Source organism: Actinoplanes sp. NPDC026619 (assembly GCF_040638295.1).
In the GTDB taxonomy this organism is placed as follows: Bacteria; Actinomycetota; Actinomycetes; order Mycobacteriales; family Micromonosporaceae; genus Actinoplanes.
In genome coordinates this window covers 140,900-161,078 of record NZ_JBEZYA010000019.1, presented here as the reverse complement: position 1 = coordinate 161,078, position 20,179 = coordinate 140,900, and the positions used below count along the sequence as shown (strand labels likewise).

Below are 20,179 nucleotides of genomic sequence, written 5' to 3'. Positions count from 1 at the left end.
AGGGTAACCTTACTTGATCTTTGAGTAAGGGGAACTGCGCTGTCCACCAATGCGAAGCCGGGCACCGCGATCCTGCGACGGGCGGTCGCCCGCAACGGCCGGCGCCTCTGGCTCGGAACCGTCCTGGCCGGCCTCTATCAGATCTCCGCGGCCCTGGTGCCGATTCTGATCGGGGTGATCATCGACCGGGCCGTCGAGACCGGCCGGGTGGCCGCGCTGGTGACCTGGGTCGGCGTCCTCGTCCTGCTGTTCGTGGCGCTCGCGGTGTCGTACCGGTTCAGCGCGCGGAACCTGCAACGGGCCATCGCCGAGGAGGGCCACCGGCTGCGGGTCGAGGTGGCGGCGAAGATCCTGCACCCGCGCATCGTGCGCACCGACCGTCCGGCCGGCGACCTGCTCACCATCTCCACCACCGACGCCGACTACACGTCGTACGTGCTCGACCACATCCCGCGGGTGATCAGCGCGGTGCTGGCCGTGGTGGTCAGCGCCGGCACGCTGCTGTTCATCTCGGCGCCGCTCGGCCTGGTCGTGCTGGTCGCGACGCCGATCATGCTGGTCGCCCTGAACCGCGCCGCGCCGCTGATCGCGAACCGGATCCGGGAGCAGCAGGATCAGGCCGGCCGGGCCACCGCGCTGGCCACCGACCTGGTCACCGGGCTGCGCCCGCTGCGCGGCATCGGGGCGCAGGACGCCGCGGCCGAGCGCTACCGGGTGGTCAGCCGCCAGTCGCTGGCCGCCACCCTCGCCGCCGCCCGCGCGCAGAACGCCTACCAGGGCGCCTCGACGATGCTGAGCACGCTGCTGGCCTGCGGCATCGCGATCGCCGCCGGCTGGTTCGCGCTGACCGGCCGGATCACGGTCGGGCAGTTCATCACGGTGATCGGGTCTGCCCAGTTCCTCATCGAGCCGTTCGGCACGCTCGCCATCGTTCCGCGCTGGTACGCCGCGGCCCGCGCTTCCGCCGACCGCGTCGCCTCGGTCACCGGCGCCGGGCTGGTCCTGCCCGACGGCGCCGCCGACCCGTCCGGCCGGCGGTGCGAACTGCGCCTGCGCGGCGTCCGGTACGGCCCGCTGGACGGCCTCGACCTGCACGTGCGGCCGGGCGAGTTCGTCGGTGTCGTCGCCTACCGGCCGGCCGAGGCCGAGGCGCTGGTGCGGTTGTTGACGGTGCCCGACGCGTACGAGGGCGAACTGCTCCTCGGCGGCGAACGCCTCGAGACCGTGGACCGGAGCCGGGCCCGCCGCCTGCTGCACGTCGAGCCGCACCGCACCGACCTGTTCACCGGCTCCCTGGTCTCGAACGTGGACGTGCACGGCGGCGGCGCCGAGCCGCTCGCCGAGGTGATGCGGGCCGCGGCCGCGGGCGGGGTGGGCGCCGACGCGCCGATCGCCGAACGCGGCGCGAATCTCTCCGGCGGCCAGCGCCAGCGCGTCGCCCTGGCCCGCGCGCTGCTCGCCCGGCCGCCGCTGCTCGTCCTGCACGATCCGACGACCGCGGTGGACGCCGTCACCGAACACGCCATCGCCGCCGGCATCCGGGCGCTGCGGCACGGGCCGGACGCCGGCTTCGGCACCGTCGTGATCACCAGCAGCCCGGCGATGCTGGCCGCCGCCGACCGGATCGTCGTCATCGGGGCCGGAGCGGTCACCGCCGAGGGCGTGCACGCCGAGCTCAGCGCCCGCGACGACACCTACCGGCGGGCGGTCCTGCGATGACGACCCAGCTCCTTCCGGTCGCCGATCCGCGCGAGCGCCGGGCCTGGCTGTTCGCCGAACTGCGGACCCGCCGGACCGCCGCGACGCTCACCCTGGTCACCGGGCTGCTGGCCGCCGCGGCCTCGACCGTCCCGGCGTACGCCCTGGGCCTGCTCGTCGACCGGATCCGGGCCGGCGGCGACACCGGCGCCATCGTCGGAGTCGCGGTGGTCATCGGGGCCGCCGCCGTGGCCGGTGGCGCCGCGACCGCGGCCGGCGGCTACCTGACCGGCCGGCTGGGCTCACAGATCCTGGCCGGCCTGCGCGAGCGGACGATCGCCACCGCCCTGCGCCTGCCCGCCCAGGTGCTCGACCGGGCCGGCCGTGGCGACCTGCTCTCCCGGGTCAGCGCGGACATCGCCGCCATCGACCGGGCCGTCTCCGAGGTCCTGCCCGGCATGATCTCGGCGCTGCTGCTCGCCGGCATCAGCCTGGCCGCGATGATCGGCATCGACTGGCGCCTCGGCCTGGCCGGCGCGGCCGCCGTCCCGCTCTACGCGATCGCGCTGCGCTGGTACCTCCCGCACGCCGCCCCGTCCTACGCGGCCGAACGGGTGGCCATCGCCGAGCGGTCCCAGGCCTTCGTCGAGAGCATGCAGGGTGTCCCGACGGTGCACGCCTACCGCCTGGAGGACCGGCACCTGGCCGGCATCGACAGTCTGTCGGCCCGGGCCCGGGACATCTCGATCAACGTGTTCGCGCTGTACACCCGCTTCGTCGGCCGGATCAACCGCGCCGAACTGACCGGTCTCGGCGCGGTTCTGGTGGTGGGCTTCCTCCTCGTCCGCAACGAGGCCGTCACCGTCGGCGAGGTGTCCGCGGCGGCGCTGCTGTTCCACCGCCTGTTCAATCCGGTCGCCCTGCTGATGGTCACGTTCGACATGGTGCAGGACGCGGGCGCCAGCCTGGCCCGGCTCGTCGGCGTCCTCGACATGGACGTCGAACTCCGCGACGGCGGCACCGCGCCGGCCGGCCGGGAGCTGGTGCTGAGCGACGTCAGCTTCAGCTACGACGGCGTCACGCCGGTGCTGAGCGGCGTCAGCCTGCGGATTGAGCCGGGCGAGGTGGTCGCGCTGGTCGGCTCGACCGGTGCGGGCAAGACCACCGCCGCCTCGCTGGCCGCCGGCCTCCTGCGGCCCGGCTCGGGGCAGGCCACGGTGGGCGGGGTTCCGGTGACCGAGCTGCCCGCCGACACGGTCGCGATCGTCAGCCAGGAGACCCACGTGTTCACCGGCCCGCTCGCCGAGGACCTGCGGCTGGCCCGCCCGCACGCCTCGGACGACGAGGTCACCGCGGCGCTGAGCACGGTCGGCGCGCTCTGGTGGGTGCGCGAGCTGCCGGACGGGATCGACACCGTGGTCGGCAGTGGCGGGCATCAGCTGACCGCGGCGTACGCGCAGCAATTGGCCCTTGCCCGGGTTGTTCTTCTGAATCCGCCGGTGGTGGTGCTGGACGAGGCGACCGCCGAGGCGGGCAGCGCCGGGGCCCGTGATCTGGAACAGGCGGCCGCGGCCGCGCTGCGGGGACGCACGGCGCTCGTGGTTGCCCACCGCCTCACTCAGGCGGCGTCCGCCGACCGCGTCGTCGTCATGGAGCACGGCCAGGTCGTCGAGAGCGGACCGCACCCCGACCTGATCGCCGCGGGCGGCCGTTACGCCGAGCTGTGGGCGGCGTGGTCAGCGCGTCCGTCGACTTAAGGGAAACTTCATGGCCGTTGACCCTCGTCGATGTCTAGCCTTGGCGACTGGTCAGCCCGGCGGAAATCGCCCGCCGCCGGGCCTCGATCCTGCCTTCTCCCCTCGAGGGCAGGGAACGGAGTGCACCCACGTTGAAACGAAAGATCCCCCTGATCATCGTGCTGGCGACCGCGACAGCCGGATCGCTGACCATGGCCGTGCTATCCCACTCGGCCTCGGCGGAACAGACCTCCCCGGCGGGCGGTGACCCGGTCGCGCTGGCCAAGGCCACTGCCGCGCGGGTGGTGGCGAGCCGGCCGCAAGGGCTGCACGCCGGCAAGTACGACGCGTTCCAGCAGCAGGCGCCGCTGACCTACCACAGCATCACCTACGTCCCCTACGCCCGCACCTACAAGGGCGTGGCGGTCGAGGGTGGTGACCTGGTCGTGCAGACGGATGCCGCGGGCCAGGCGACCTACACCTCGGTCGCGCAGTCGGCCGGCATCGGCGAGCTGTCGGTGACCCCGGAACTGTCCGCGGCCAAGGCGACCAGGATCGCGAAGGCGCAGCTGAAGACGGTGAGCGCCGTCGAGGACACCACGCTGGTGGTGGACGCGACCGGCAAGACCGCGCGACTGGCCTGGTCGGCCACCGTGGACGGCACCGGCGCCGACGGCCGCAGCCGGCTCACCGTGCGGGTCGACGCCCTGACCGGCAAGGTGCTCGGCACGACCGAGCACATCACCGAGGTGACCGCGTCCGGCACCGGCGCCATCTACGGCGACGTGCAGTTCGAGACCGACGAGGGCCGCCTGCAGGATCCGCAGATCACCGGGCTGGTGTGCCAGGACGCCGCGGACAACCAGACCTTCACCAGCCAGGACAACACGTACGGCAACGGTGACGGGACCGAGCGGGAGACCGGCTGCGTCGACTCGTTCTTCGTGGCGCAGAAGCAGAACGAGATGCTGGCCCAGTGGCTCGACCGGGACGGCCAGGACGGTCAGGGCGGTTCCTTCCCGCTGCGCGTCGGCCTGCAGGACCAGAACGCGTTCTTCGACGGCCGTCAGGTGCAGATCGGCTTCAACACCAAGCGTGAGTTCCTCGGCTCGGCCGACGTGGTCGGCCACGAGCTGGGTCACGCCATCGACGCCACCACGCCCGGTGGCATCTCCGGCGGCAACACCTCGGAGTTCGTCGCCGACACCATCGGCGCGGCCACCGAGGCGTTCATCAACAGCCCGAACGACAAGCCGGACTTCACCGTCGGCGAAGAGGTCGACCTGGTCGGCGACGGGCCGATCCGGGACATGCGCGACCCGTCGTCGCTCGGCGCCGACAACTGCTTCTCCGCGCAGACCGAGCAGGACGAGGTGCACGCGGCCGCCGGCCCGGGCAACCACTGGTTCTTCCTGCTGTCGCAGGGCACCGACGGCAACGGCCAAGGCGCCAGCCCGACCTGCAACAACAGCACGGTGACCGGCCTCGGCATCGAGAACGCCATCAAGATCATGTTCAACGCGATGCTGCTGAAGAACTCGAACTCGTCCTACCTGCAGTACCGGGTGCTGACGCTGCAGGCGGCCAAGACCCTGTTCGCGGGCAGCTGCACCGAGTTCGACACGGTCAAGGCCGCGTGGGACGCGGTGTCGGTGCCGGCCCAGAACGACGAGCCGACCTGTAACGCCTGACGATCCGGGGCGCCGGAGGCCACCTCCGGCGCCCCGCCGTCACGTGACCCGGTCAGGCGGGTGATCTCAGCTGTTCGATGGCGAGCCGGATGTGCGGTGGAAGGCCGTCGCGGCGCTCGAAGTTCTTCGGGTTCACCAGCAGTTGCCGCTGCCCGAAATCGATCTCGCGCTGCAGCACGTCCTCCAGGAAGAACCGGGCCTGGCCGGCCACCTCGGACGGGTCCGGCGCCAGCGCGGCGACGGCCCGCCGCACCGCCGCGCCGGCGTCCGGCAGGTAGAGGTGGTCGCCGTCGGCCGGCAACTTCTGGGCGGCGAGGTCGACCCCGAAACGGAAGAACACCTTGACGAGTACGGCGTCGGTGAAGTCGTTGCCCCGGATCTGGTTGCTCTCCCGCAACGCCAGCTCCCGGTAACCGGGTGGTTCCGGCAGGCCCCGGCGGGCGAACGACCGGAGGCTGGCGTCATAACGCGCCTGTCCCCCGTGCGGGGCGCCGCGCATCTCGAGGCCGGTGATCTTCCCGGTGAACGTGCAGTCCACGAACTCGAGATAGTCGGCGTTCGGCCGGACGAAGCGGGCGTTGCGGAAGGTACAGCCGACGAAGCGGGCGAAGCCGCCGAGGAAGGTGAGCGAGACGCGGTCGAAGGAGCAGCGGAGGTACTGCGACTGCTCCGTTCCCGCGCCGAAGGACGCGCTGCCCACCTTGGCCCGGTCGAACTTGCAGTCCTCGAACGTGCAGCCCTGCGCACTGAACTGGTCCGTCGACAGGCCCGAATAGTCGATGCCGGTCACGTGCTCGTGGGTGAGGACCAACCCCTCCATGCTCCAGCCTCCCTACCGCCGCCCGTCACTCTACCGAGATCACTTCTTCCAGTTGTAGGTGCCGTAATCGCAGGTGAGGTACTTCGGGTCGTAGTTCGACTTGGTCGGGTCCTTGCCCTTGGCCTTGTGACTCGACACGGCGCCGGGTGTGGTCAGCTCGATCCACTTCTTGGTCAGCGTGTCGAAGAAGTCGACGCCCCGCCGGTAGTACTTGAACCGGCCCGGGTAATCGGTCTCCAGCTGGGCGAACGTGCGGTCGTGCACGACGTGTCCGCGCGACCGCCAGATCCGCCAGCCCTCCTCGTCGTGCCTCGCCCGCTGCGCGTCGCTGAAGTCGGCGTCGATCGACTCGAAGCCCTCGTCGGCGACCCCCTGGGCGACGTTCGAGATGATCTCCCGGGGATCGTTGTCACAGCCCGACGGGTCACCCGTACCGGCGATCTGCAGTCCGTCGGTGGCGGCCACCGCGCCGGCCGCGGCCGCGGTGTTCGGTGCGTCGGCGCCGTCGCTGCCGGCGAACACCGTGCCGGGCAGCTGGGTCGTCCCGCCGATGTTCGTCACCAGTCCGGCGCCGCCGACCAGGGCCACCGCCGCCGGCGGCTTGACCACCGTGGTGCCGACCGGGCCCGGGGTGGCGGCCTTGATCGCCGCCGCCTTGTCGGCCGCCTGCCGGATGTCGTACGCCTTGCGGTCGGCCTCGATCTTGGCTTCCGCCTCGGCGAACTTCCGGGCCGCCTCGGCCCGCGCGGCGTCGATCCGGGCCTGGAGATACTGGTTGTACGCGGCCGTCATCTCGGCCACCCGGGCGTTGATCCGCGCCTGCGTGGCCGCCTGCTGATAGTTGGCGTAGGCCTGGGCCCGCGCGGCCGCCGCCTGGGTCTGCGCGGCCGTGTTGAGCCGGGTCGCGTAGTCGTTCTGGGCGTACGCGTACGAGTTCGTCTGGGTGGCCGTGGCCGGGCCGTCCCAGCTGCTCGCGCTGTTGGCCCACTGCCGGTTCTCGTTCCACTTGTAGCCCTGGTAGACCACCACGCCGGTGCCGACGACCGCGACCACGGCGAGGACGCCCCAGCCGACCGGGTTGGAGCCGAGGAACACGCCGCCGAGCAGGACGAGCGGGTTGTGTCCGTCCGCGTCGACGTTGTTCAGCGGGCTCGCGTTGCCGTACCCGTACCGGTTGCCCTGCGCCACCGGGTCGGGCGCGAGGGCCCAGGTGTCGCGCGAGGTGAAGGAGCCCGCCCCCGGGTCGTACCAGCGGGCGTTCGCGTTGAGCAGGCCGGTCTGCGGGTCGGACCAGCCGCCCTGGAACCCGAGCGGGAGCCGGTCGGCCGAGGAGGCGACCACCTCGCCGGACGGGTCGTAGACCGCGGACCGGTTCAGGCCGCCGTCGGCCGGGTCGTACCAGCCGCGCACGTCGCCGTGCCGGGCGTCGGTGAAGAGGCTGCGGCCGGGGCTGCCGTCGAGCGTGGCCGACAGCGGCCGCGACTCGGGATCACGGAAGATCTGGCCGCGTGGCGCCGACCCCTCGCCGGGCACGAGGACCGGCGAGTTGCTGAGGTCGGAGTACCCGAAGGCGATGCCGTTGCGAGTGGCCACCCGGCCGAGCGAGTCGTACGCGTAGTTGACGGTGTAGCCGGGGTCGGCCGCCTTGGTCATCTGCTCGAACGCGTCGAACGTGTAGTTCGTCGTGCTGCCGTCCTGCGTGGAGCTGCGGATCGTGCCGCGCGCCGACCACGTGCTGGACAGGTCGGGCTCGCCGCCGCCGGTCTCGGTCAGCAGCCGGTTGCGCTGGTCGAAGGTGGACGTCCGGGTGCTCGTGCCGGTGGTGACCGTGGTGCGGTTGGACGCGTTGTCGTAGCCGTACGCGACGGTCGAGCCGTCCGGCCGGATCCACGACGTCTGCCGGCCGAGACCGTCGTATCCGTAGCCGTTGGCGCCGTCACCGGTGATGCCGGCCGGGGTGGCGGCGGTAAGCAGGTCGTCGTTGTCGTAGCCGTAGGTGACCTTGGCGGACTGGGTGCCGTTCGCCTTGGTCAGGGTGTCGCTCGCCAGCCGGCCGAGAGTGTCGTACCCGTAACTGCGCGAGGCCGCCCCGGTGCCCTGCGACACCCCTTGGACCTCGCCGGTGGGGCGATAGGTGTAGGTGAGCGTCTTCGAGACCAGCGGGTCGGTCACGGTCTTGAGCCGGGCCGCGCCGGTGTAGGTGAACGTCGCGGATCCGGCCCCGTCGGTACGGGTGGTCAGCCGCCCGGCGGAGTCGTAGCCGTACGCCGCGGTCCCGCCCGGCCCGGTCACGTCGGTGAGCAGGCCGCGGTCGTTCCAGCCGTAGGTGTTGTCCCCACCGGAGGTGCCGGCCTTCACCACGTGGCCGGCCGCGTCGTAGTCGAACGACCGGGTGGTGGTCGCTCCTTCGGCCCCGCTGCCCGACTCGGTGGTGATCTGGCCGAGCCCGTCGTAGACGCGGTCCACCGTCACCCCGCCGGGCAGGGCGGCCCGGACGACCTGCGCGCCCTTGTCGTACACCGTGGTCCAGGTGCGGTCGGCGGCGGCCGGGTGCGCGGCGGTGGCCGGCTCCAGCACCTCGATCTCGGCGCCCCAGTCGTTGTAGCGCGACTCGGTGACGTTGTTGCCGGCGTCGGTCGTACGCGTGCGGTTGCCCACCGCGTCGTAGTCGACCTTCACCGTGATCGCCGTCGCCGGATCGCCGGTCACCCGCAGCTGGATGACCGTGCGCATCTGACCGCCGGCATCGTAGGTGTAGTCGGTGGTCCGGCCCTCGGCGCTGGTCGACCGGGACACCCGGCTGTCCCGGTCGTAGCTCGTCCGGCTGGTCCGCAGCGGGGCGGAAAGCACCCCGCCGCTGACCGTGTGGCCGGTGACCGCGGTGGCGCGGCCCAGGCCGTCGAACGTGTACCCGGTCGCCAGCGTGCCGCCGACGATCTCGGCGACGGTGCGGCCGGTCGCGTTGTACCGGAACTCGGAGATCACCCCGTCCGCGTCGGTGACCTTGACCTTCTCGTCGGCGGTGTCGTAGGCGGTGGCCGTCGTGTGGTTCAGCGGGGTGATGACCGAGGTGGTCCGGCCACGGTCGTCCGGCGTCATCGTGGTCGTGTAGTAGTACGTGGTGCCGCCGGACCGCTCGGTCACCGTGTCGGTGAGCTGGTTGCCCCGGTCGTCGTAGGTGGCCAGCCGCCGGGCGCCGAGTGGGTCGACGGTCTCGAGCACCTCACCCAGCCGGTTGCGCTTGTACTGTGTGGCCGGCGCCGTCTTCGGACCGTCGCCATCCGGGTCCGGCTCGGTGACCTTGGCCAGCCAGCCGTTCTTGTCGTACTCGTAGCCGGTGACCCGGCCCAGCGGGTCGGTCCTGGTCTTCGGCAGGCCGCGGTCGTCGTACTCGGTCTTCGCAACCGGCGTGATCATGGTGCCGCCGGGCGGGGTGTACGAGGGCAGGATGCTCTGGACCTGGCGGCCCGCCGCGTCCAGGACCGTACGCACGATCGCGTCGTTGGCGTCGCGGATCTCCGTCGTCTCGCCGAACGTGTTGTGGCCCACCACCGACGTCGGAGCAAGGTTGTCGGTGGCCACGCCGTTGCGCCACACCGGCCGCGCCGGCTCGGCGGTCCGTTCGAGCCGGCCGGACTTGTCGTAGGCGTACGCCGTCACCGCGCCCGCCGGATCGGTGACCGAGGTCTGCAGGCCGCGCGGGTCACGCTTGATCGTGGTGACCAGCGCCTGCGGACTCGCCGCCGGGTCGGTCAGCGTCGTGGCCGTGTTCCGGCCCATCGCGTCGTAGCCGAACGAGGCCGCCTCGGCGGGCGCGCCGGCCCGCTGGAACCGCAGTTCCGACCGCCGCACCCGGCCACCCCAGCCGTTGGCCGGCTGGCTGTCGCGGACCCGCAGGTAGATCGTCTTGCCGGCGGCGAGCGCCGGGCCGAGGTCGATCGTGCGGATGGCCCGGTTCGAGCCGTTACGGATGTCCTGGGTCTCCTCCAGAACCTTGGTCCAGGTGCTGTTGTCGGGGCTGGTCTCGACCAGGAACTGGTTGGCGATGTCGGTGATCAGGCTGGCGCCGGTGGTGTCCGCCGGCAGCGCGAACTTGTAGGTGAACGAGGTGGCGCCGTCGGCGTAGCGGGCGCGGGAGCCGTCGATCAGCGATCCGCTGTCGGTCAGCACCGCCTTCTCGCCGGGCGTGTCGACGTCGACCGCGAGGCCGTTGCCGGCCACCACCGAAGCGGCCTGGCCGTCGCCGCGCATCTGGTACGACGTGGAGCGCATCAGCCCGGCCGGGTCGAGCACCTCCTGGATGACGTTGCCGAGGTTGTCGTACAGGTAGTCGCGCACGACGCCGCCGGCCTCGGTGCGGCGCACCACGTTGCCCGCGTAGTCGTAGACGTTCTGCTGCTGCAGCACCGTGGACGCGACCGTGCCGTTGGCGTTGCGGGTGACGTGCTTGATGCTCTCGACCAGGCCGGTCTCGTAGTACGTGTACGCCGTCTCCCGGCCCATCGCGTCGACCACCGAGGCGAGCTGCCCCGCCGGATCGTAGGCCCGGGACTCCTGCACCAGGCGGGTGGCCGCCGGGTCCATCGGGTCCACGCCGGCGCCGGTCACGGCGGTCTCGACCAGTTGGTTACGGTCGTCGTACTTGTACTCGGCGACCTGCCCGCCGGGACGGGTCTCGCGCACCTTGGCGCCGGCCGGGTCCCATTCGCTGGTGGTGACGGCGCCGTCCGGGGTGGTCGACGAGGTGATCCGGCCGGCCGGGTCGTAACCGGTCTTCCAGGTCCGGACGGTGTCCCCGCCGGTGGTGTCGCTGGTGTCGACCTGGGTGGTCCGGCCGCTCACGTCGTAGGTGTACTTCGTACGGGCGGTGTGCGTGACCCCGGTGATCGGGTTGGCCAGGCCCGGCTCGGTCAGGGTCTCGGGCAGCGACGCCGCGTTGTAGGTGGTGACCGTGGTCCCGTAGTCGGCGGTGGCGCCGTCCACCGTCCCGGTGACCTTGGACGTGGTCGGCCGGCCGATCGCGTCGTAGCTCACCTCGGTGGTCAGGCCGACCGGGTCGACCGACTTCACCCGGTCGCCCACGCTGTTGTAGTAGTGCCGGGTCACGCCGCCGGAGAATTGCGACTCGGTCGCGACCAGGCCGGGCGGGGTGGTGCCGCCGCCGATCGCGGCCTCGGTGCCGGCGGTGTAGGTGATGTCCTCCCGGGCGGTCCAGTCCAGTTGCCCCGGCAGTTTGGGCTTGATCACCGCGGTCGGGCGGCCCTTGGCGTCGCGGTAGAACCAGGTGCGGTGCTCGTCGGAGCTCGAGCCGTTGTCCCGGCCGTCGCTCGCCCAGAGAAGCTGGTCGTTGCGGGGATCCAGCGGATCCGTCGTGACCTGGTAGGCGTAGTAGCGGTAGCGCCAGTCGCCGTTGTAGGAGACGGCGTCGCTGGTCCGGTTGCCGCGGGCGTCGGAGAAGAAGTACCGGGTGTGATTGTTCGGGTCGGTGTAGTTGAAGGTGAACCCGTTGGCGTCGTACTCCCAGTCAGCGGTGCCGGACCCGTCGGTGCGCACGACGAGGCGGCCGTTGTGGTCGGCGTCGTAGGTGTAGGCGATGGCGTCGCGCGCCGACGATGACAGCGTGACGACGCGGACCCGGTCGCCCACGGCCGGCGCGCCGAGCGTCCACGTCGCGCCGTTGCGGTCGGTCATCGTGGTGACCCGGCCGGTCGCGTGGTCGTACCCGGCGGTGGTGGCGGTGAACGGCCCGGGCTCCACCACGGCGCTCAGCCGCGACGTGGCGATCTGGGCGTCGTAGTGGGCCTTGACCTGGTTGACCGACAGCGGGTGCCGGTATACGGCGACCTCGTCGATGTCACCGGTGAAGGGGAAGTAACCGGCCGCCATCCCGGGCCAGTTCTTGGTGTAGCCGTTGCCGAGGAAGTGCCGGTTCATCCCGAAGTGGTCGACGACCTTGCCGGAGATCTCGCCGACCTTGGCGCCGTCCAGGTAGAGGATCTGCTTGTCGACGGCCATGGTGAGCACCGCGTGGTGCCAGGCGCCGTTGTTGACCGTGCCGGGCGACACCATCGGGCTGGACGCCGTGCCACCGGCCGTCCACTGGTAACCGCGCAGCTTGCCGTCGGTGTCGATGGTCAGGTTGGGCGCCCACCCGCCGGCCGGGACGGTGGGGATCGGGACCGTCTGGGTGCCGAAGAGCACACCGGTCTTGCCGGCCGGGGCCTTGAACCAGAGCTCGATGCTGAACGCCACCGACGGGGCCAGCAGGGCTTCCGGCAGTGCCACGAAGCTGTCCGTCGCGCCGGTGAAGCCGAGCGCGCCGTCCGGCGACCCGGCCAGCGCCCCGGGCCGGCCGGCCACGATGTTGCGGGCGGTCGCCTTGCTCTCGTCGGGGCTGCGCGCCACCACGTTCTCGAGGTCGGCGGCGGTGCCGCCGAGCGGCCAGTAGGTGGCCGGGTTGTCGTCGAGCACCACCGAGCGGTAGTGCGACGAGGTCACGTACGAATAGCTGGTGCAGGAGGTGGCCGACAGCGGGCTGCAGACCCGGGTCAGCTTCGCGCCGTCGTAGGTGTAGGCCCAGGTCGGCGCGGCGGCCCCGGTCGCCGGCGGGTCGGTGGCGACCGAGGTGAGCCGGTTGCCGGTCCAGGCCGGCCACAGCGAGCGGCCGCTGGCCTCGTCCTTGATCCGATTGGGCCGCGTGCTGGCGCCGTCGTAGGTGGAGATCTGCTGTCGGCCGCTGCTGTCCTCGACCGTGGTCAGCCGGCCGAGCTCGTCGAAGGTGCGCTTCTGGCCGGACGGATCGCGCAGGATCCACGACACCGGCGGCCCGGCCACCCGCACCAGGGTGAGGTTCATGCCCGGCGGCGGCTGATAGACGCTGCCGGACAGCCCGAACCGCACGGTGCGGCCGCTGGAGAGGGTCACGACCACATTGCCGGAGCCGTCGCCGTCCTCCACCAGGCGCTGGTCGAGCGGGCTGGCCCAGCCGGGACCGAACGCGCCGTCGCTGCGCGGGTCCTGGGAGTTGTAGGTGCGCTCGATCGACAGGGCCGGCCCGACGGCCGGCACGGCGGCGTCGGTGGTGGTCGTCGAGTAGTTGCCGACCTGCGGGTTCAGGCCGGGCGCGTCGGCGTCGTCGGGCGCCCCGGCGAGGTGGCTGGTCACCTCGGGCTGGGCCACGATCGGCGTGAAGTAGAACGGGCCGTATTCCGGGCTGGTGTTCTGGGTGTCGGTGAGCGTGACGTACCAGAAGGACGGCTTGCTCCAGGCGAGCACGCCGGCCGGCACCTGCCAGGCGGCGGTGGTGATCAAGCCGGAGGACTGGCAGCCGGTCGGCGCGGCCGGGGTGCCGTTGCAGATCCGGTACGAATATTTGCCCGCCGTGTTGGCCGGGAAGTTGTCCGGGTCGCTGTAACCGGCCCAGATCGCCGGGCGCAGCTTGTCGACGTACCCGTTATGGGCGGGGTACGTGCCGGTCAGGATCGGTGGGCCGTTGCCGACGTTGAAGGTCGTGACGCCGGCCGGCACCGCATAGGTGGACGAGTCGAAGTCGACGCCCGCGGGAGTGACCATGGTCAGCTTGAGTTGATAGTTGGTGCCGACCGGAACCGGGCCGACCTCGATCGGCACATCCACGTTCCAGGTGTACTCCACGACCGCCGGCATCGGGTAGAGCGTGCGGGACAGCTGCGTACCGGCCGAGTTCTTGACGATCACGGCCAGCTTGTAACCGTTGGTCGGCGTCCACTGCGCCGCGCCCCACTTCTTGATCCGGACGGTGATCCCGCCCTTGGCGGTGGGCGTCACCGGCGGCGAGAACGTGGTGGTCGGCAGCGAGTAGTCGGCGCCGACGTCGGAGTAGGTGACGTCGAGGTACGGCCGCGCGGTGGTGATCGCCGAGTTGGCCGTGGCGTACCACCGGTGGGTCGTGCCGGACGGCTGCCGGATGGTGAAGCCCTCCACCGGCTGGTCCTCGCCGTGCGCCCATCGGGTGAACCGGGCGCGGGGCAGCTGCCAGGTGTGCCAGCCCGCCGCGACCGTGCTGCCGTTGCTGTTCTCGCAGCCCTTGCTCGCCTGGTTGACGGTGGCGAGCGGAGAGGCCGAGTCGTACGTCTTGCCCGGCCACGCCATCACGCCGTAGCCCCAGGTCTGGCGGACGGCGTACACCGAGGAGGAGGCGGCGGTGCAGGTGTACGACGAGTCGTTGTAGACGTTCAGGGACGCGCCGAGGATGTACTTGTAGGACAGCTTCGCCCAGAAGTCGAAGGTCAGGTAGCTGGCGTACTGCGCGCCGCCGAAGGTGCCGACGCCCATCAGCTGGTCGAGCGAGTAGTCGATCTTGGCGTTGCTGACGGTGAAGGTGTCCTCGCCCCAGGAGAGAAGCCGGACAGTCGGGTCCGCCGTGACCGGGAACTTGCGGGTGTTGCTGTGCAGCCACGCCTGGTCGATGTCGACCCGCAGCACCCAGCCGGCACCGGCCCGCTCGAGGGTGTAATAGACGTCGCGCGACTCGACCGGACGCCGGGTCTTCGGGTCGATCGCCGAGTCGGTCATGATGCCCGGCGGGATGGCCGCCTTGACCGTGCCGGCCGCGTCCTTGAAGAGCACCCCGGACTGCGGCGTCTCCAGCGACGGGGTCAGGCCCTCGACCACCAGCGGGAAGCGCCAGGTCGCCGGGGAGTCCGGCCCGTCGAGGAGGATCTCCTCCTTGAACCCGTCGGACAGCGTGGTCAGCTTGAGGTCGGCGCCCGGGCGCACGTCGGCGAACGAGACCACATCGCCGCTGACCGCGGCGGTGGCCGGCCCGGCCCCGTCGAGCCGGAAGCCGACCTTCGCGCCGCCGCCCGCGTCGACCGAGGCGAGCACCGGGTCGTCGGCGCGCGGCGCGATCGAGGACTTCGCCGCCAGCCGCGGGGTGAGCCGCTTGTCGGCGCCGCGACGCAGCGTGGTGTCGATCTGCTGCAGCTCGCCGGTGGCGTCCGGCACGTACCGGGTGTCCTCGAAGAACCGCATGGTGTGCGTGCCGTCGGGGTTGTCGAAGACGGTCGACTTGGCGGTGCGCCGGCCGGAGTTCTCGCGCGACCCGGAGACCACGCCGGGCGACTTCGGCTCGGCCACCGGCGTCAGCGTGTTCGGCGGTGGCGCGGCCTGCGGCTTCGTCGGCTCGGGGAACTTCTGCTCCGGCCCGGTCGCGGCCACTCCCGCGGGTGCGGGTGGCGGCGTCTTCGGCGTCGCACTGCCCTTGGCGGCGGTCACCGAGGCCGCGGTCTTGTGGCTGCGACCTGCGGCCGAGCCCGCTTTCTGCTTCGGCGCCGAGCTTCGTGCGCCCGGCCCACCGCCCGGATCGGCCGCGGCCGGCGAGCCGCCGGCCACCAGGGATGACAAGACCATCACGACCGACAAGACCAGCGCGACAGCAATTTTGGACGTGTTTCTACGCTCCACCGACGCCTCCCCCGAATGGCGACCTCAGACGAGCGGGAGAGTAGCCAGTCCACATAGATATGTCGACATACGTCTTCCCAGCACGAAACTCCACGCTCGGTGATCAACAGGTACCGGTGGTGGCCCCGCGATCGAGAGCGAGGCCACGCACCGTCACATTTGAGTTACCGGTAGCTGTTCACCATCTGCATCGACGGGCATTCCTCCGGTCAGACCCTCGGCTTGAGAAGGGTGATCCGGGAGGCGCCCAGCTCGGTCACGTAGAGGTTGCCGGTGGCCACGTCCTCGGTGACGTCGAGCGGCTGACTGAAACCGGTCAGGCCGGTGATCCCGGTGGTCCGATTGGTCAGCGCGCCGGACGCCACCACGTCGAACGTCTCGATGTCCTGGCCGTCGGAGTAGCGGACCACCAGCAGCTTGCCGTCCAGGGCGCCGCCGCGGTACTCGATCGCGCCGTCGGCCGAGGCGTGCAGGCCCGCGTCGTACGTGCCGGCCAGGTCGAAGTTGACGTCCGGCAGGGTGCCGGCCGGGTAGGCGCCGACCTGGTACGGATCGGCGCCGGCGGTCGGGTTTCCACCGGCCAGGACCCATTCGCAGCGCACCGGGTCGGGATGGCCGTAGTAGCGACCGGCCCGCACGTCGAAGACGTAGTCGGTCTCGGCGGTCGGCACGCCGGTCAGCCCCGGCACGGCCGGTCCGGTGTAGCCACGGCGCGCACACGACGCCGGCAGTGTGGCCGGGGTGGCCGGGGTGCTTCCGCCCGCCGCCGAGCCGTTGGTCGGCGCGTACAGATGACCATTGCGATGCCAGACCAGATCAAACGCATTCCGTACGCCGGTGGCATAGAGCGTCAGCGGGGCGTTCACCGCGTACGGGTCGTAGCTGCCGCCGTCCTCGGTCTTGACGTTCAGCGGCAGCGTGGCCGGCAGGCGGGCCGGATCGAGGCGCAGGACGGCCGCGCTGAGCAGCCGTTCGGGCCGGTTGCCCCAGGTCGAATCGGCGGCGCCCATCGCGTTGTTGGCGCCCTGCGACAGGTAGATCGCGCCGTCCGGCCCGAAGGCGAGCGAGTTCGTCTCGTGGTCCTTCACCGAACGAGGCAAATTCACCACCATCGAGGTGTACGTCGTGAGATCCGTCCCGGACAACCGGCCGATCCGGCCGCTCCAGTCGGGCACGTCGAGCGGGCCGACGAACTCGTAGTTGTCGGTGATCCAGAGAATCGGGGCGGCCGCGGTCGACGCCGGATCGAACGCCATCCCGATCACGGTGCGGGCCGGGGCGCCGGGCAGGCCGAGCGCGGTGGCGTTGGACCGTACAGTGCTGATGATCGTGGGTGTTCCGAGGGTGCCGTCGGTGTTGATCGGGAAGCGGTAGATCCGGCCGTCGAGCGTGCCCGCGTAGAGCCGGCCGTCCGGTCCCTTGAGGACGGTGGTGAACGACGCGCCGGTGGCCACGCCGGCCACCTTGTCGAACGCGACCGTTCCGCTCGTGCCGCCGCTGCCGGTGGTGAAGACCATCGAGTACGGCGCGAACGGCTTGCCGGTCACGTCGGTGACCTGTTCGGTGACGGTGAACCGGTAGGCCGTGTTCGCGGCCAGGGGCGCGGTCGGGGAAAGGTTGATGACGTCGCCGCCACCGCTGGTGATCACCGTGGCCGGGACGGCCGCGCCGGTGTCGAGCCGGGTCAGCGTCACCGACGAGCTGGTCAGCGAGGCCGTCCGGACGCCACCGTTCGGCAGGACCAGGTCCTCCACGATGCTCGTCGTCAGCGGCACACCGGTCGCCCCGTCGGCCGGTGAGCTGGTGCGCACCGCCGGAATCGTGGCGCCGCCCGGCACCTCCGCGATATCCGCATAGGCGAACTTGGTATTCGTGCCGCCGGCCGGGCTGATCGTCAGCCGGCCGTCGGTCACCCGGACCGTACGGGTCGCGGTGGCGAACTTGGTGGCCGCCGCCGGCCGGAACGCGGCGATCGCGTTCTGGTCCTCGATGCCCACCCAGTGGACACTGTCGACGGCCGTGCCCGCGTCACCGACCGCGACCGTCACGGTGTAGAGGCCGGCCGGCACGGCCGCCTCCCAGCGCCCGGGCGTGACCACGCCGGCCGATCCGGCCGGCAGTTGCGCGTGGATGAAGGTGGCCAGCCGGGCGTCGGCCTGCCCGGCCGCCGGGTTGCGGTTGCGGCCGTTGCCGGTGAGGTCGACCGGGGTGCCCTCGCCGAGGTCCACCCAGCCGTAACCCCGCGCGGCGGCGAAAGCGCCGCCGGAGTCACGGACGTAGCCCGCGGCCGGGGCGGTGGCCGCGTCGGAGAAGTCGACCTTCAGCGCGAAGTCGGCGGTGACCCGGCTGATCTCGACGTAGTTCAGCTTGGTGTTGGACCCGCCGGCCGCGTCGATGGTGAGCCGCCCGTCGGAGACCACGACGGTCGCGGTGGCCTGCTTGAACTCGGCGGCGGCGGTGGACACGAAGCCGTCGATGGCGCGGATGCCCTCGACGTTGACCGTGTGCCGGCTGTCGTACGGCGCCTGATCGCCGGCCGACACCGTGACCTGGTAGGTGCCGGCCGCGACCGCGTATTCCCAGGCGCCGGCGGTCAGCACGCCGCTGGCGCCGCCGACATCGCCGTACTGCAGGTGGATCATCGTGTTGAGGCGCGGGTCGACGCCGGACCGGGCCCGGTCGCGGGTGTTGCGGGTCAGGTCGAGCGGAGTCTGCGTGCCCTGCTGCACCCAGCCCGAGCCACGGGCGGCGGTGAAGGCCGCGCCGGTGTCGGCGGTGTAGCCACTCGGAACGGCACTGGCGGCCGGCTGGAAGTTGACTTTGAGCAGGGCGGTGACCGCGGCGTGCGCGGGGGTGGCGGCGGCGATCGGGACGAGGAGGAGGACCAGCAGCAAGCACAGTCGACGGCGCATGCTGCCGAACGTCGCACGTCGATCGAGGCCATGGCTATCGGCTGCCCGACCATGTATCGCATTCCTGTCGGATGGCTGACTACCGCCACCCGGTCTACGATCACGGTAGCCGGTTCGGTATTCAGCGGGGGCAGGAGTAAATATTGAACAAGCATGGCCCGACGTGGATCGTCTATATCGGAATGCTGGCGGCAGCGATTACCGCGACAATCGGATTGATGACCAATCTCGGGCTGGTGGATACCGCCACTCTGCTCGGTCTGGAGCTCATTCTTACCGTCACGCTGGAAATCTTCCAGCTGGTCCGGATTCGTACCGACACCGTCCTCGGCGCGGACGCTCAGCGGCTCAAGCCCGGCGACGTGGCCGATATCCGGGAACTTACCTCGGGCCTGATCAAGGCACGCCAGGTCAACAGCGAATTCATGCAGAGCCGGGTGGACGACGCGGTCGAGTCGCTGGTCCGGGTGCTCATCGAGATCGGCAGCGGCCGCGCCGCGTACGAGCTGTCGCCGGGCGGCATCTTCTACACCGAAGTGGACTTCATCGCCGAGGCCAAGAACCGGGCCCGGGTGACCAGCTTCGTCGACGCCTCGAAATACTGGACCTCCGCGCACGGCGGGTCCTCGCTGACCCAGAACCGCGCGGCGATCGGCCGCGGAGTGCGGATCACCCGCATCTTCATCGAGGACCAGGAGCGGCTGGAGGACATCCGCCCGGTCGTCGAGGAGCACCACGCCGCGGGCGTCGAGTGCCGGGTCGCCATCCGCACCCAGATCCCCCCGACGTGCCTGCGGGACTACGCCATCATCGACGACGGCAGCCTCGCCGTCGTCCTCGATCTCGACGACAAGCGCATGCCGACGGTGACCCGGTTCATCACCGCCGCCACCGAGATCGGCCGCGGCGAGATCCGCCGGCTGGAGGACATCCACCGCGTGCTCACCCAGCGCTCGATGTCCGCGGCCGAGTTCCTCGGCGAGGAGCGCCGTGCCACCTGAACATCGGCCACCTGATCATCGGCCACCTGAACATCGGCAGGATCGGGGCCGGCTCGCTCGCGCCTACGAAGCTCGCGCGTCCGACCTGGACGAGATCAACGACCGCTCGCCGTGGCACCGGCTGCACCGGCTGGTCACCGCGGAGCACCTCGCAGCCCTGCGCCCGCCGGTCCCGACCGCGGTCGACCTCGCCTCCGGCACCGGGCTCACCGCCGAACTGCTGTGCGATCTCGGCTACGCCGTGACCGCGGTCGAGACGCTGCCGGTCATGCTGGCGATCCTCCGGCGGAAGGCGGCCGGCCAGGCCATTGAGGTCGTCGACTTCGACCTGCTCGGCGACGGCGAGCTCGGCCTCTCCGGTTTCGGGCTGGCCACCTGCACCCAGGCCCTCAACTTCTTCCCGCGGCTCGATCCGGTGTTCGCGCGCGCCCGGGACTCCCTGCGCGAGAACGGCCTGTTGTACGTGGACATCGACACGTCCTACCGATGGGCGGTGATCGAGGCGATGGCCGGCCGCCCGTCGAACGCGATGGCCATTCTCGACGAGGGCGTCGACGCGGGCCGGCAGATCGTCGGCGCGGACTATTTCTTCCACTCCCGGGCGGACATCGTGACGGCTCTGGAGCAGCACGGTTTCACCGATATCACGGTCGAGGGAATCCTTCCGGTCGCGCCGCTCCTGCACATCCTCCACGAGTCGGCCGACTTTCTCGACCGGCCCGGCCTGGTCCGGGCGGCGACCCATTACGCGTCGGATGACGGATTCGCGGAATTGCGTCGGCTGGACACCACGGTCGGCAAAATGATGCCGGCCGAACTGTGCGGCTACATGACAATTACCGCGACCCGGCGACAATAGCTCCGCCGACCGTTCCGA

General features: G+C 71.2%; 8 protein-coding genes. 5 read left to right on the top strand and 3 right to left on the bottom strand.

The window, feature by feature from the left end:
- Window positions 1–39 precede the first annotated feature (39 nt).
- From AB0E90_RS34580 to AB0E90_RS34570, 3 genes are all read left to right on the top strand, one after another.
- A complete protein-coding gene (locus tag AB0E90_RS34580) occupies window positions 40–1,719 on the top strand; it encodes an ABC transporter ATP-binding protein (RefSeq protein WP_360415495.1) in 1,680 nt (559 codons plus the stop codon).
- A complete protein-coding gene (locus tag AB0E90_RS34575; RefSeq protein WP_360415375.1) occupies window positions 1,716–3,455 on the top strand; it encodes an ABC transporter ATP-binding protein in 1,740 nt (579 codons plus the stop codon). Before AB0E90_RS34580 ends, AB0E90_RS34575 begins: the two co-directional genes overlap by 4 nt.
- Window positions 3,456–3,586: 131 nt before the next feature.
- Entirely contained in the window at window positions 3,587–5,125 is a 1,539-nt protein-coding gene (locus AB0E90_RS34570) for a M4 family metallopeptidase (protein ID WP_360415373.1), read from the top strand.
- Between the two features lie 52 nt (window positions 5,126–5,177).
- On the opposite strand, the gene AB0E90_RS34565 is transcribed toward AB0E90_RS34570, so the two are convergent.
- The 3 genes from AB0E90_RS34565 to AB0E90_RS34555 form a co-directional block, all read right to left on the bottom strand.
- Window positions 5,178–5,945 (bottom strand): hypothetical protein, encoded by a 768-nt coding sequence (locus AB0E90_RS34565; protein WP_360415371.1) that lies wholly within the window; start codon window positions 5,943–5,945, stop codon window positions 5,178–5,180.
- A 39-nt stretch (window positions 5,946–5,984) separates the two neighbouring features.
- Window positions 5,985–15,389 (bottom strand): LamG-like jellyroll fold domain-containing protein, encoded by a 9,405-nt coding sequence (locus AB0E90_RS34560; RefSeq protein WP_360415369.1) that lies wholly within the window; start codon window positions 15,387–15,389, stop codon window positions 5,985–5,987.
- 209 nt (window positions 15,390–15,598) lie between these two features.
- A complete protein-coding gene (locus AB0E90_RS34555; protein ID WP_360415368.1) occupies window positions 15,599–18,301 on the bottom strand; it encodes an Ig-like domain-containing protein in 2,703 nt (900 codons plus the stop codon).
- Between the two features lie 218 nt (window positions 18,302–18,519).
- On the opposite strand from AB0E90_RS34555, the gene AB0E90_RS34550 reads away from it, so the two are divergent.
- Both AB0E90_RS34550 and AB0E90_RS34545 read left to right on the top strand, forming a co-directional pair.
- Window positions 18,520–19,302: a hypothetical protein gene (locus AB0E90_RS34550; RefSeq protein ID WP_360415366.1), complete on the top strand. Its 783-nt coding sequence runs from the start codon at window positions 18,520–18,522 to the stop codon at window positions 19,300–19,302.
- Window positions 19,292–20,161, top strand: a complete 870-nt coding sequence (locus AB0E90_RS34545; RefSeq protein WP_360415364.1) for a methyltransferase domain-containing protein — start codon at window positions 19,292–19,294, stop codon at window positions 20,159–20,161. The genes AB0E90_RS34550 and AB0E90_RS34545 overlap by 11 nt, the downstream gene beginning before the upstream one ends.
- Window positions 20,162–20,179: the final 18 nt, after the last annotated feature.

What these genes read in the sequence shown, in the direction of transcription:
- AB0E90_RS34575 (WP_360415375.1), top strand. Translation starts at nt 1,716, where the DNA reads ATGACGACCCAGCTCCTTCCGGTCGCCGATCCGCGCGAGCGCCGGGCC.
- AB0E90_RS34565 (WP_360415371.1), bottom strand. Translation starts at nt 5,945, where the DNA reads ATGGAGGGGTTGGTCCTCACCCACGAGCACGTGACCGGCATCGACTAT.
- AB0E90_RS34555 (WP_360415368.1), bottom strand. Translation starts at nt 18,301, where the DNA reads ATGCGCCGTCGACTGTGCTTGCTGCTGGTCCTCCTCCTCGTCCCGATC.
- AB0E90_RS34550 (WP_360415366.1), top strand. Translation starts at nt 18,520, where the DNA reads ATGACCAATCTCGGGCTGGTGGATACCGCCACTCTGCTCGGTCTGGAG.